Source organism: Novosphingobium sp. GW821-FHT09E05 (assembly GCF_059416165.1).
This window is the reverse complement of the sequence record NZ_JBWKOQ010000005.1, coordinates 1-13,186: the sequence shown is the minus strand read 5'-3', so window position 1 is coordinate 13,186 and position 13,186 is coordinate 1. Positions and strand designations below refer to the sequence as shown.

At 69.4% G+C, this 13,186-nt stretch carries 12 protein-coding genes; 10 read left to right on the top strand and 2 right to left on the bottom strand.

What is annotated here, in order from left to right:
* Nucleotides 1-35: 35 nt before the first annotated feature.
* Genes AC07M9_RS17620 through AC07M9_RS17595 form a run of 6 tightly spaced genes read left to right on the top strand, consistent with a single transcriptional unit; the run spans nucleotide 36 to nucleotide 7,838 of the window.
* The gene (locus AC07M9_RS17620; RefSeq protein ID WP_494885505.1) at nucleotides 36-1,412 is read left to right on the top strand and encodes an LLM class flavin-dependent oxidoreductase; all 1,377 of its coding nucleotides are present in this window, start codon (nucleotides 36-38) and stop codon (nucleotides 1,410-1,412) included.
* Nucleotides 1,409-2,935 (top strand): ABC transporter substrate-binding protein, encoded by a 1,527-nt coding sequence (locus AC07M9_RS17615; RefSeq protein WP_494885503.1) that lies wholly within the window; start codon nucleotides 1,409-1,411, stop codon nucleotides 2,933-2,935. Before AC07M9_RS17620 ends, AC07M9_RS17615 begins: the two co-directional genes overlap by 4 nt.
* Nucleotides 2,932-3,936 carry an ABC transporter permease gene (locus tag AC07M9_RS17610; protein ID WP_494885501.1) on the top strand — a complete coding sequence of 335 codons (1,005 nt, stop codon included), beginning with the start codon at nucleotides 2,932-2,934 and terminating at the stop codon, nucleotides 3,934-3,936. Before AC07M9_RS17615 ends, AC07M9_RS17610 begins: the two co-directional genes overlap by 4 nt.
* Before the next feature lie 4 nt (nucleotides 3,937-3,940).
* Nucleotides 3,941-4,762 (top strand): ABC transporter permease, encoded by an 822-nt coding sequence (locus AC07M9_RS17605; protein ID WP_494885499.1) that lies wholly within the window; start codon nucleotides 3,941-3,943, stop codon nucleotides 4,760-4,762.
* A complete protein-coding gene (locus AC07M9_RS17600) occupies nucleotides 4,759-6,441 on the top strand; it encodes an ATP-binding cassette domain-containing protein (protein ID WP_494885497.1) in 1,683 nt (560 codons plus the stop codon). The genes AC07M9_RS17605 and AC07M9_RS17600 overlap by 4 nt, the downstream gene beginning before the upstream one ends.
* A 14-nt stretch (nucleotides 6,442-6,455) precedes the next feature.
* Entirely contained in the window at nucleotides 6,456-7,838 is a 1,383-nt protein-coding gene (locus AC07M9_RS17595) for an NtaA/DmoA family FMN-dependent monooxygenase (protein ID WP_494885495.1), read from the top strand.
* Here the strand turns inward: AC07M9_RS17595 and AC07M9_RS17590 are convergent.
* Together AC07M9_RS17590 and AC07M9_RS17585 are read right to left on the bottom strand one after the other, a co-directional pair.
* Complete coding sequence (locus AC07M9_RS17590; RefSeq protein ID WP_494885493.1) at nucleotides 7,816-8,988, bottom strand: glycosyltransferase family 4 protein; 1,173 nt, start codon at nucleotides 8,986-8,988, stop codon at nucleotides 7,816-7,818. The two genes, AC07M9_RS17595 and AC07M9_RS17590, sit on opposite strands and share 23 nt — an antisense overlap.
* The gene (locus AC07M9_RS17585; protein ID WP_494885491.1) at nucleotides 8,981-10,213 is read right to left on the bottom strand and encodes a CDP-glycerol glycerophosphotransferase family protein; all 1,233 of its coding nucleotides are present in this window, start codon (nucleotides 10,211-10,213) and stop codon (nucleotides 8,981-8,983) included. The genes AC07M9_RS17590 and AC07M9_RS17585 overlap by 8 nt, the downstream gene beginning before the upstream one ends.
* A 399-nt stretch (nucleotides 10,214-10,612) precedes the next feature.
* Here AC07M9_RS17585 and AC07M9_RS17580 point away from each other — a divergent pair, with 399 nt between their 5' ends.
* From AC07M9_RS17580 to AC07M9_RS17565, 4 genes are all read left to right on the top strand, one after another.
* Nucleotides 10,613-12,169 carry a PepSY-associated TM helix domain-containing protein gene (locus AC07M9_RS17580; protein ID WP_494885489.1) on the top strand — a complete coding sequence of 519 codons (1,557 nt, stop codon included), beginning with the start codon at nucleotides 10,613-10,615 and terminating at the stop codon, nucleotides 12,167-12,169.
* A complete protein-coding gene (locus tag AC07M9_RS17575) occupies nucleotides 12,166-12,459 on the top strand; it encodes a DUF3325 domain-containing protein (protein ID WP_494885487.1) in 294 nt (97 codons plus the stop codon). Before AC07M9_RS17580 ends, AC07M9_RS17575 begins: the two co-directional genes overlap by 4 nt.
* Nucleotides 12,456-12,746 (top strand): hypothetical protein, encoded by a 291-nt coding sequence (locus tag AC07M9_RS17570; protein WP_494885485.1) that lies wholly within the window; start codon nucleotides 12,456-12,458, stop codon nucleotides 12,744-12,746. Before AC07M9_RS17575 ends, AC07M9_RS17570 begins: the two co-directional genes overlap by 4 nt.
* Nucleotides 12,747-12,912: 166 nt before the next feature.
* Nucleotides 12,913-13,186 (top strand): hypothetical protein (locus tag AC07M9_RS17565; protein WP_494885483.1); only part of this gene is annotated, 274 nt, incomplete at its 3' end.

Below are 13,186 nucleotides of genomic sequence, written 5' to 3'. Positions count from 1 at the left end.
CTCCACCCACCCCATTCGGCAAAGGAGTTACGATCATGACGAAGCGCACCCTCAAGCTCGGTCTCGTCACCACCGGGGTCGGTGGCCCGGGCCAGCACAACCGCTGGCTGGACCCCAACATCCCCGCCGACGCCAGCGTCGACGTGGACTGGTACATCGAGCAGGTCCGCAAGGCGGAAGCCGCCAAGTTCGACTTCGTGTTCATCGTCGACAGCCAGTACATCACCAGGGATTCGCCGCCGCACTACCTCAACCGGCTGGAGCCGCTGACGCTGCTTTCGGCGCTGGCGGTGGCGACCAGCCACATCGGCCTGGTGGGCACGCTGACGACCTCGTTCAACTCGCCGTTCAACCTGGCGCGCCGCCTCGCCTCGCTTGACCTCATCAGCAAGGGCCGCGCGGGCTGGAACGTCGTCACCAGCGGCGATCCGGGCGCGGCGGGCAACTTCGGCCTCGACGAGCATTACGACTACGAGACGCGCTATGGCCGCGCCTTCGAGTATCTCGACGTGGTGCAGGGCCTATGGCGCTCCTACGAAGACGACGCCTTCGTGCGGGATCGCGAGACTGGCGTGTTCCTCGATCCCGACAAGCTTCACGCGCTGAACCACAAGGGGAAGTACTTCTCGGTCACCGGCCCGCTCAACCTGCAGCGTTCGCCGCAGGGCCAGCCGGTGATCTTCCAGGCCGGCGACAGCGACCAGGGCCGCAACCTGGGCGCGCTGACCGCCGATGCGATCTTCACCCACGCCGCCTCGATCGAGGCGGGCGCCGCATTCAAGCTGGACATCGCCCGGCGCGCAGTGGCGGCGGGGCGCGGCCCCGACGATGTGCTGATCCTGCCGGGCGTGAGCATCTACGTCGGCGACACCGACGAGGACGCGCGCCGCATCGAGCAGGAAACCCGTCGCGCCGACACCAGCTTCGAACTGGCGCTGGCCGAATTCGGCCGCTCGTTCGGCTGGCACGATTTCCGCCAGTACGACCTCGATGCGCCCTTCCCTGCCGAAGCGCTGGAGCACGCGCGCCGCAGCTTCTTCACCCAGGCCCAGCGCATCGTCCAGTTCGCCACCGAGGGCGGGCTGACCTTGCGCCAGACGGTCGAAAGCATTGCGGCTTCGTACAAGAGTCCGTTTACCGGCAGCGCTGAAACCGTGGCGGGCGAAATCACCCGCTGGTTCGAAGCCGGTGCGCTCGACGGGCTCAACGTCATGCTTGGCCACCCCGACCAGTTCGACCGTTTCGTCAATGAAGTCGTGCCGATCCTGCAGGCGCGCGGCGTCTATCGCAGCGACTACGACGACAGCACGCTGCGGGGCCACCTCGGCCTGCCCAAGCCGACCAACATACGCACTCCCGCGGCCCCGTTCGAAACGGCGGGCAGCGGGGAACGGACGCTGGTGACCTCGTGATCCGCAATCGATGGAAGCAATGGGCCGTCATCCTGGCCGCCGCGCTCGCGGTGGCCGGGTGCGGCGGCTCCGGCGGTGACGCCAAGGCCAATGCGCGGCTGCGCTGGGCCTACATGCTGCCGACCTCCTGGGACCCCGTGACCAGCCGCACCGGCGCCGACATCAACCCGGTGAGCATCGCCTATGCCTCGCTCACCCGGCTCGACAGGCAGGGCAACGTCCAGCCGGCGCTGGCGAAAAGCTGGGCCTACTCGCCCGATGGCAGGACGCTGACCTTCGAACTGCGCGAAGGCCTCAAGTTCACCGATGGCACCGCGCTGGACGCAGCAGCGGTGAAGGCCTTCTTCGAACGCGGCAAGACGCAGAAGGATTCGTTCCTGCGTCCCGAGATAGAAAGCATCGCCAGCTTCGCCGCCAACGGCCCGCGCCGGGTGGTGTTCCACCTCGCCCGGCCCGACTATCAGCTGCCCTATGTCATGGCTGGGCGCGTCGGCGCGATCGCCAGCCCCACCGCTGCCGCGAAGGATCCCGCCAAGCTGGCGCTTTGGCCCGTCGGCGCGGGGCCTTTCAAGATGGTGGAGTTCGTGCCCGAATCGCACGCCTACTTCGTCAAGAACCCGGATTACTGGGATGCGGCGAACATCCATATCGAGCGGTTGGAACTGACCACGCTGTCCGACCCTTCGACGCTCATCGCCTCGCTGATGTCCGGCGCCATCGACGTCGCGCCGATCGCGCCCAAGCGGGTGGAGGAAGCACGGGCGCGGGGCCTGCAGGTGACGACGGCGCCCTCGCTGAACTCGTCCGACCTGATGATCAATCGCAACAGGGCCCCGTTCAACGACCCGCGCGTGGCCGAGGCGGTGCGCTATGCGATCGACCGGAACGAGCTGGTCAAGACGCTGACGGCGGGCCTAGGTACGCCCTCCAACCAGCCGTTCCCGCCGCACTATTTCGCCTTCGATCCCGAGACCAGGGACAAGTGGGGCTACGATCCAGCCCGGGCCAGGGCGCTGCTTGCGCAGGCAGGGCATGCGCCCGGCAGCCTGACGGTGGAAATCGTCATCAACCCGGTGTCGAGCGAAGGCCTTGCCGAACTGCTCCAGGCGCAGCTTGCCCGCGTGGGGATCAAGTCGAAGCTGCGGATCATTCCGCCCGGCTCGTCCAGCTGGCAGAGCGAGGTCTATATAGCCAAGCGCCCGGCCATCGCCATCGACGGTACGGTGGGGCGTGAATCGCCGATCCAGAACCTGCTGGCGGTCTACGGCCCGCAGGGCATCATGAACCTGAGCGGGCCCTATTCGGCGCCCGCGTTCCTGAAAGCCGTCGACGAGGTGCGCGCCACCCCGATCGACGATCCGCACTACATCGAACGCCTGCACCGCGCGACCCGCCTGGGCGTCGAACAGGGCCCCAGCGTGTGGCTGTTGAGCACGCCGACCGTGGTCGCCTCGCGCTCGCGGGTGAAGCACCTCAACATCGTGCCGTCGCAGGTGCGCTGGGAAGGAGTGACCGTCGAATGACCGCTGCCCTGCAACAAGGCGCACTGGCAGTGCGGCTGCGCCACGGGCGCGCGGCCGCGCGCTTCGTCGGATCGACGCTGGGAATCGCGGTGCCGGTGTTCTTGGTCGCCACGCTGATCACGTTCCTGCTGGGCGTGGTTTCCGGTCTCGATCCGGCGGCGGGGATCGCGGGCGACGCCGCATCGCCCGAGACAATCGCGCGCATCCGCGCCGACCTCGGCCTCGACCAGCCGGTGGTGGTGCAGTACCTGCGCTGGATGGGGCAGCTCCTGCGCGGAGACCTCGGCACCTCGTGGTTCAACGGCGTGCGCGCGACCGAGCTGATCTTCCAGCGCCTGCCGATCAGCCTTTCGATCGCCGGCATGGCGCTGCTGGTGGGGCTGGTGTTCGGCACCGGGCTCGGCCTCATCGCCGGCGTGCGCAGCGGCACCCGGACCGACCGCGCGATCACGCTTTTCGCCGCGATCGTCTCCTCGCTGCCGCCCTTCGTGGTCGCCTTCGTGCTGATCCTGGTGTTCAGCCTGTGGCTGGGCTGGCTGCCCTCCTCGGGCTACGTGCCGTTTTCCGAGGATCCGGCGGGCTGGCTCGCCGCGATCGGCATCCCGGCGGCGGCGCTGAGCGTCGACGTGGTCGCCGACCTCGCCCGGCAGCTGCGCACCGGGCTCGTCAGCGCCCTGTCCGAGAACTACGTGACCGGAGCGGTGGTGCGCGGCCTGTCGCGCCGGCGCATCCTGTTCGTTCATGTCCTGCGCAACGCCGCCGGCCCGGCGCTGACGGTGGTGGCCCTGCGCGTGCCGATGCTGATCGGCGGCGCCGTCGTCACCGAGGCGATCTTCAACATGCCCGGCATGGGCAAGCTCGCGGCCGACAGCGCCCTGCGCGGCGACGTGCCGGTGGTGCAGGGAACGCTGGTCGTCTCGATCGTGCTCATCCTCGTCTGCAACCTGTGCGTCAACGTCCTGCTCGGCGTGCTGCAACCCGCTGCCCGGCGAAGGGGCTGAACCGATGATCCAAAACCTGCTCCGCTACCCCAGCGCACGCGCCGCCATCGTCATCCTGGCGGTGGTCTCGCTGCTGGCCGCATTCGGCCCATGGCTCGCGCCGCACGACCCGCTGGCGCAGGATCCGTCCGCGCTGCTCCAGGGGCCGAGCGCCGCCTATTGGCTGGGCACCGACGCGCTGGGCCGCGACGTTTTCAGCCGCCTGCTGGCGGGCTCGACCGTCTCGGTGCTCGCCAGCCTGCTCTCGGTGTCGATCGGGATGCTGCTGGGTGTGGTTCCAGGCCTGCTTTCGGTCTTCCTGGGCAAGCGGTTCGAATGGGTCGGTCTGCGCCTCGTCGACGCGCTGATGATGCTGCCGTTCCTGGTCTTCGCCATTGCGATGACGGCGATGCTGGGCAACGGGCTGGCGCAGGCGATGTTCGCGGTGGGCATCCTCATCACCCCCGCCTTCTTCCGCGTGAGCCGCGCCGCCGCGCTTTCCGTCGCCAATGCCGAGTACATCGAGGCAGCCCGGCTGATGGGCGCGTCGACCGCCTCGATCATCCGCCGCCACGTCGTCTCCAAGGTCCTGCCCGCTGTCGCGGTCTCGGCCGCCTCGATGACCGGCGCATGCCTGTCGATCGTCGCCTCGCTGACGTTCCTGGGCATCGGCGTTGTTCCCCCCGACCCCACTTGGGGCGGGCTGCTCGCGACCGACCTTTCGACCCTCTACGACCGTCCCTTCGGCCCCATCGCCCCTGCCCTGCTGATCGTCGCGACGGTCTGGGCGCTCAACGCGCTGGCGGATGCGATGCGGGATGCCGGCACACAGGAGAAGCGCGCATGACCACTCTCGACAACGTCGTCAGCCTCGATCGCCACGCCCGCCGGATCGAGCCCGTCGAACCGATCCTTTCGATCAACGGCCTGCGCATCGTCGCCGCCGACGGGCGCGAACTGGTGCGCGGCGTGAACTTCGACCTTCCGCGCGGCGGCACGCTGGGCATCGTCGGGGAATCGGGGAGCGGCAAGTCGCTCACCTGCCGCGCCATTCTCGACGTGCTGCCGCCGGGGCTCAGCGTGGCCTCGGGCTCGATCCGCTATCGCGATGTCGACCTCTCGCGGCTCGATGCGAAATCGTGGCGGGCCCTGCGCGGAGTGGAGCTATCCGCGGTGTTCCAGGACCCCGGCTCCTATCTCAACCCGTCGATCCCGGTCGGACGCCAACTGGCCGAAGCAATCCGCGCGACGCTGAAACTGCGCCGCAAGGCCGCCCGCGCCCGCGCGCTCGACCTCCTCGGCAGGGTCGGCTTCGACGATGCCGCAGCGGTCTACCGCCAGTATCCCTACGAACTGTCGGGCGGCATGGCCCAGCGCGTCCTCATCGCGCTCGCGGTCTGCGCCGGCCCCGGCTTGCTGATCGCGGACGAGGCGACCACCGCGCTCGACGTGACGGTGCAGGCCGAAGTCCTCGCCCTGATCGACAAGCTGCGCCGCGAGGAGGACCTGACGCTGGTCCTGGTCTCGCACGACCTCGCAGTCGTCTCGCAGGTCTGCGACCATGTCATCGTCATGCGCGCGGGCGAGATCGTCGAGGCCGGGCCGACCCGCGAAATCCTGCGGCACCCCAAACACGCCTACACGCGCAGCCTGATCGACGATCACGCCGTCCCCGCCATCGAAACGGACCGGCCACAGGCCGCCGAGGCGGTGCAGCGCCCTGCCCTTCTCACCGTCCGGGGCCTCCATGCCGGCTACGGCATCCGCACGGTGGTGCAGGACATCGACCTTCAGGTGGCCCCCGGCGAAATCCTCGGCCTGATCGGCGAGACCGGCTCGGGCAAGACCACCCTGCTGCGCACGATCCTGGGCCTGATCCCGGCCGCGACCGGCGCGATCGCGCTGGACGGCGCGCGGATCGACGGACTGACGGGGCCGGCCCTCCGCGATTTCCGCCGCTCGGGCGTGCTGCAATACGTCTTCCAGGATCCGCTGCGCAGCCTGGACCCGGACCTCACCATCGGCGCGTCGATCGCCGAAGGCCTCCAACTGCGGGAAGGCCGGCTGGGCGTGTCGGCCATCGAAGCCTCGGTGACGGCGGCCCTGCGTGCCGTTGGTCTTGAAGCCGAACTGTCCACTCGCCTGCCTCGCCTGTTGTCGGGCGGGCAGCGCCAGCGCGCCGTCATCGCCCGCGCCCTGGCGCTCGATCCCAAGGTGCTGCTGCTCGACGAGCCGGTCAGCGCGCTCGACGCGGTGAACCGGCTCCACGTCCTCAGGCTGCTGCGCCATCTCGCCGACGAGCGCGGCATCGCGCAGATCTTCATCTCGCACGATCTCGGCTCGGTGGCGGGCATCGCCGACCGGATAGCCGTGCTCTATCGCGGGCAGGTCGTCGAAACGGGCCCGGCCGCGGCGCTGCTGGCCAACCCGTCGCATCCCTATACGCGCAAGCTGCTCGAAGCCGCGCCCCGCCTCTCCCTCGGGGCATCGGCCACGAGCACGCGCACCCTCTTGACGGCACATTGAAGGAGCCCCCCGACATGACACGCGAGACATTGAAGCTGGGGGCCGTGCTCATCGGGGTCGGCGACGCTTCGGGCAAGGGACTGTGGCGCGATCCCGCCGTGCCGCTGGACGCCAGCGTCGATATCGACTGGTACGTGAAGCAGGCGCGCGAAGCGGAAGAGGCCCGGTTCGACTTCGTCTTCATCGTCGACAGCCAGTACATCACGCCCGACTTTCCCAGCCATCACCTCAACCGCCTCGAACCGCTGACCCTGCTGTCCGCCGTCGCGGCCGCGACCAGCCACATCGGCCTGGTGGCGACGATCAGCACCACTTATTCCGAACCGTTCGACATAGCCCGCCGCCTCGCCTCGCTCGACCTCATCAGCCGAGGCCGGGCGGGCTGGAACATCGTCACCAGCCAGGATCCGGGCACGGCGGGCAACTTCAGCGGCAGCCGCCACGGCGACTACGAAACCCGCTACCGCCGCGCGACGGAAGCGGTCGAGGTCGTTCAGGGGCTATGGCATTCCTACGAGGAGGACGCCTTCACCCACGACCGCACCGCCGCGCGCTTCCTCGATCCTTCCAAACTGCACCGGCTCGACCATCGCGGCGAGTTCTTCTCTGTGACCGGCCCGCTCAACATCCAGCGCTCGCCGCAAGGCCAGCCCCCGCTGGTGCAGGCCGGAACCTCCCCGCAGGGGCGCGAGCTGAGCGCGCGCCATGCCGACATCGTGTTCAGCTTCGCGCGCAGTCCCCGGGAATCCCTGGACCTGGCAAACGATGTGCGCGCCCGGGCCGAGGCGGCCGGGCGTGATCCGGCGGACCTGCTGTTCATCCCTGCACTGGGCGTGACCATCGCCGACACGGACGAGGAAGCGCAGCGCATCGAGCGGGCCCGCACAGCGGATGGTGACATCCGCACCGCGCTTGCCAACCTTTCGCGTCAGTTCGCCGGCCATGACTTCTCCGTCCACGACCTCGACGCGCCCTTCCCCGACATCGTGCTGCCCGAGGCTGCGGGAATTACCCGCTTCCACGAGGAAATCGACCGCGCCAGGCGCGAAGGCGCGACCCTGCGCCAGGTGCTGGAAGCGCAAGTCGCGACATGGCTGCGTGTCGCCGGCTCGCCCGAGACCATCGCCGACACGCTCGAGCACTGGTACCAAAGCGGTGCGGCCGACGGCTTCAATCTGTTCGTCCAGCACCCGGCTGACTGGGATCGTTTCCGGACCGACGTCGTGCCGATACTCGTGCGACGTGGCCTGTTCCGGGATGAGTACGCCGCCAGAACGCTGCGAGGAAATCTCGGTTTGCCCCGCATCGGCAACCAACACGCACGGGATGCACAAGCTTCCCGGCAGCGGCACACCCGCGCCGTTCGGACCTTGGCTACGTCTTCCCCCTCCCGCTGACAATCTGGACGGGCGCCGGCGGGATCTCCACCTCGATGGGCGCGACGAGCCCCTCCAGCGCCAGCCGGCAATGGCGGTCCCAGCAGAAATTCCCGATCGCGAAACGCCGCGCGTTTGCGCCGAGCCGCCGGCGATAGGCCGGATCCGCGGCGAGCAACGCCACCGCATCGGCGATCGCGGCCGGGGAGCGGCCGTCCACCACCAGCCCGTCGATTCCGTCGCGCACGAGTTCGCCCGGCCCGCCGTCGCGCCCGACGATGCACGCGATGCCCTGCGCCATCGCATCGGCCACGCTGAGGCCGAAGCCTTCCATCTCGGCGCCGTCCTCGAGCGCGATCTGGGGGTGGAGGAACAGGTCGGCGCTGCGGTAGCGCTCGGCGAGTTCGGCGTCGCTGACGTAGCCGGTCATGGCGATGTCGCTGCCGCCGTGACCATCGACCGCGCGGCGCACCGCCGGCTCGTCATCGCCCCGGCCGATCACCGCATAGTCGAGCCGCACCCCGCGTGCCAGGCAGCGCGACACCGCGCGCACCGCCGCAGGCACGTTCTTGCGCGGCACCATGCGGCACACGGTAATGATGCGCGGGACGGCGTTGCCGGTGTCCGCAGGCCGCGCGGGCGGAACGACGACGCCATTCCACGCCGTCACGCAGCGCCGCGCCAGCGAGGGCATGCGCGCCAGCATCAGCGCCCGCGTCGCCTCGCTCACCGCGACGACCCGCTCGGTTCGCGACAGCACCGCGCGCATCAGCCGGTACGCGGTCCCCGCCGGCCGGCCGACCTCGCGGCCATGCACGGTCACGATCAGCGGGCGGGGAAACGGCAGGGCCGGGATCGCCGCGCGCCACGTGCAGGCATGGATCGCCTCGGGACGCTCCCCGGCGATCCAGGCGCGCGCCATCGCCCGGGCGAGCCGCAGGTAGACGCGCAGCTGAAAGGTCGGCCCGACATCGACGAGGGTGACATTGCCGTCGACCTCGCGGCGCGGGCCGGCGGAGGACTTGGCGAAGACGGTGACCGCCCAGCCCGTCCGCGCATAGGCCTGTGCCACCTGGACGACGTAAGTCTGAACCCCGCCTTCATCCGGCCCGTGTACCCGTGCGACCACCCAGATGCGCGCGCCCGTCGCATGTCCCGGCTTGTCATTCATGCGCGAGGATGTGCCGCATGGACCTGCGCCGCGCGGCCTGAAGCTGCACCGCGCGCGCCGCCGGTCGATGGGCAAGGAAGTCGCCCACCGCCCGGGCCGCGCGCTCGGATGCCCGGCCCTGATCGTGGTCGAACGTCTCGGCGATGCCCTGGCGCTGGGCGGGAAGGTAGGCGTCGTGGGTGACGATGGCGCGGGCGACCTTGTCGACGATGCCCTCGGCGCCGCGATGGACGGGACCGTAGTTCCAGTGACGATAGCTCGGATCGCCATCCCAGTCCGGCCCGTGGCTGTCGAGGAACAGGCAGGGCCGCGGCCTGACCACGAATTCGTAGACCTGGCTGCTGACGTCGCCCAGGTATACCGACGCCGCCCGGGGATACCGCATGTCGACGCTGGCCGGGCTTCCGAGGTCGATGTGGATGTGCCCCACGCCCGCGAACTCGGCCAGCTGCCGCTCCATCGCGGCGCGGCGGCGGCGGTTGTCGTAAAGGCGGATGTGCGGCGCGACGATCAGGTTGAAGCGGTCGTCCGCCGCGAACTGGCGGATCACGTCGAGTCCCATCGTCGGCCACGAACCCAGCCGCCTGGAAAAGTGGGGGTTGTAGAGCACGATCGGGCGGTCCTGCGCGAACAGGCGGTCGGGCAGGCGGCCTTCGGTGAGGTCGAACTTGCCGTAGCCGACGATCGCGTAGTGCCCCTCGCGGATCAGGCCCTTCTCGAGCATGCGGCGGCGCTGCTTCTCCCCGGCCAGCAGCACGAAGTCGAACTGGCGGATGCGCCGGTCGTACCCGACCGCGCGGTCGCCCGCGCCGTGGCAGGTGTGGATGAACCGGGTCCTGTGCAGCCCGGCGAGGCGCAGCAGCAGCGAGGTCCGCTCGGGCACGACGACCGCGTCGTACCCCGCCAGGCGCTTGCGCGCGGCCGCGAGCGCGGGAAGCTTGGGCGGCGTGGCCCCGCCGGTCAGCCGGGTCAACGCCGACAGCAGCGGCCCGCCGACGCGGATGAAATGCATGGCCCCCGCGCCGCGGTGCCGGGCGATGTCACGCGCGAGCGTGATATGATCCTCGGTCATCGCCACCACCTCGACGGCGAAGCGCGGATCGCGGGACATCTCCACCGCGAGCGGCATGGCGTGGAAGACATGGTGGAGCTGCGCGTTGAAGAAGAAGCAGATTTTCTGCGGCGCAGCCGGATCGCCGCGCGGCGCGATCGTTTGCTGGAACATGGCCAACTCCCTTCAGAGGCTCGACCCCTCGGTGGCTAATGCCGCCGCGTTGCCGGCGCATTTCACCCCTTTTCGCCCCCTGCAACAAAGCGGCTCACCGCCATCGGCATCGCGCTGTGCGGGAAGGAGCGCTGGGAGAATGCCTCACCCGGCGATCCGTTCCTGCGAACTGAAGCCATAACGGACACGGTGGGGGAGTTTGGCGGGCGGATTGGAAAGTCCGGCGAGGTGGCCGGTCCGGAGGCAAAAAAACTCCGGCCTCGATCGCATCAAAAAGCTGGAAACCAATGCGGATGATTGTCATTAGCGACGAATGAGATCGCTAGGCACAGGCAGGGGAATGGATTCGCGGCTCGGCCGTGCGCGCCGCCCGGCGTTGGCGCGCCGCGAAGGTGCCGCATGAAATCGACGTTCCGCCAATCGATGGCCTGGCTGCACACCTGGACCGGGCTGCTGCCGGGCTGGGTGCTGTTCGTCATCTTCCTGTTCGGGACCAGCGCGTACTACCAGCAGGAAATCTCGCACTGGATGCGGCCCGAGATCACCACCGGCGCGGTCACGCCCCGCGCGATCGCCGCCGCCGAGGCACTGCTGCGGGAGAAGGGCGCGGGTGCGGGCACCTGGACTCTGGCGCTGCCCGACGGGCGCGGGGGGGATGGCTTCACCGTGTCCTGGGCCAGGCCCGGCGCCAAGTGGAACGAGGCGACCGAAGTCATGCTCGACCCCGGGACCGGCGCCCAGGTCGAGCCGCGCGAAACCAAGGGCGGCTACTTCCTCTACCGCATGCACTTCGACCTTCACTACATGCCGGTGATGTGGGCGCGCTATCTCGTCAGCATCGCCGCGCTCGCCATGCTGGTCGCGATCGTCTCGGGCGTGGTGACGCACAAGAAGATCTTCGCGGACTTCTTCATGCTCCGCTTCGGCAAGGGCCAGCGCTCGTGGCTGGACGCGCACAACGTCACCGCCGTGCTGGCGCTGCCGTTCCTGACGATGATCACCTACACCGGGCTGGTGACGCTGCTGTTCACGCTGATGCCCTGGGCGATCAGCGCCAGCTTCCCCTCCGAAGAGGCCTACTACGCCGCCGCCTTCCCTTCGGGACCCGAGGCGCGGGTGACCGGGACGCGCGCGGAGACGATGCCGCTGACGCTGCTGCTCGCGCGGGCGGCCACGGCCCGCCCCGGGTTCGACCCGGGCTACGTCACCGTGAACAATCCCGGTGACGCGGGCGCCACGCTGGTCGCCTATCCGCAGGTCGATACCTTTGCCGGGCCGCGCGGCGCCATCAGCATGAGCGCCGTCGATGGCAAGGTCCTGGCGCTGCCGCCGCTGCCGGGCGGAGCCAGCCTGACCCAGCATACCATGATCGACCTGCACGCCGGGCGCTTCTCCGGCTGGGGCCTGCGGTTCCTGTACTTCCTTTCGGGCGTTTTCGGCACCGTCATGGTGGCGACAGGGCTCGTGCTGTGGACGGTCAAGCGCCGCGCCCGCCTGACCGATCCGGCGCGCCCGTACTTCGGGTTCTGGCTCGCCGAGCGGCTCAACATCGGCGTGATCGCCGGCACGCCCGCCGGGATCGCCGCCTACTTCCTCGCCAACCGGCTGCTGCCGCTGCATATGGAGCAGCGTGCCGACTGGGAGATCAACTGGCTGTTCATCGTCTGGGGCGGCGTGCTCGCCTGGGGCATGGCGCGCCCGGCGCGCCGGGGCTGGATCGAGGGGCTGGGGGCCTGCGCCGGGCTGTACGCGCTCGTCCCGCTGGTCAATGCGCTGACCACGCCGCGCGGCCTGATCCCGAGCCTGATGCGCAGCGACACCCTGTTCGTCGTCTTCGACCTCGCCATGCTGGGCTGCGCCGCCGTCTTCGCGCTGGCCACATGGCGCGTGCTCACCCGCCGCGCCCGCCCGGCGCCGCGCCGCACATCCCGGGAATCGAGCGAGGCCTTCGCATGACGCACGCCCTGACCCTTGTCCTGTGCCTGGCGGGCTTCGCGCTGCTGCTGCTCGCCATGAGCCGCCACCAGCAGGACTGGCTGCGCCGCAAGCTGCCGAAAGCCACGTCGCGAAAGCTGCGGGGCGGCGGGTTCGCGCTGCTGGCGCTGGCCTTCGCGGCCTCCGGGCTCGGCCTCGGCTGGGCTTACGGAACGCTGGCGTGGTGCGGCTGGCTGACCGTCTCCGCGCTTGCCGCCGTCACCGCCAACACCAACCGCGAGCGCATCCTGCGCCCGGGGGCGAAGCGGTGAAGGCCGCCGCGATGGAGCGCTGGTCGCTCGCCGCGCGCGTGGCCGCCGGGACGCTGGGCGCCTATGCGCTGACCGCGCTGCTCACCGCCGCGCTGGCGGTGCTGCTGATCCGGCTCGGCACCGACCCGGTCGAGGCGGCGACCGGCGCCGCGATCGCCAGCTTCGCGGTCTTCGCGGGTGTGGCGATGGCGGTGTTCCACACCCGCAGCGTCGTCAGGGCATGGGTCTGGCTGACACTGACCGGCGCGGCCTGCGGTCTTGTCGTCCTGCTCCTCGGAGCGCAGTGACGAGCCCCTGCCAGGCGGCGAGGCAAATTCCAACCACGGCAACGCCCGTTTCACGCGAATTTTTCCCAGAACCGGCCTTTCCGGTTACGCCCAATTGTCGCCATTCCCGATAGTTGTAGCGCCGTTTCAAAGCAGGCATGTTAGCGTATTGTTTCGGGAGCATGAGATGATGCGGGCATTGCTTTTCGGGCTTGTCGTGATAGCAGCGGCCGCGTTCCCCTCAGCGGCGTCTGCCCAGGCAACAACGCGCCAATGCGGCGCGGTTGAAGAAGCAGGCCCGGCATGCCTGCTGGCGAGGAAGGAACTCAGGTCCCTGCCTGCCGACAAAGTCTATTGGCATCTTGATCGGTTTTCATCGAAGGGCGCCGCCGAGCGAGCTGCGGCCGGAACCAGCGTTGTCGCGGACGCATTTGGATCGACCTGGCTTTTCACGCTGGCGG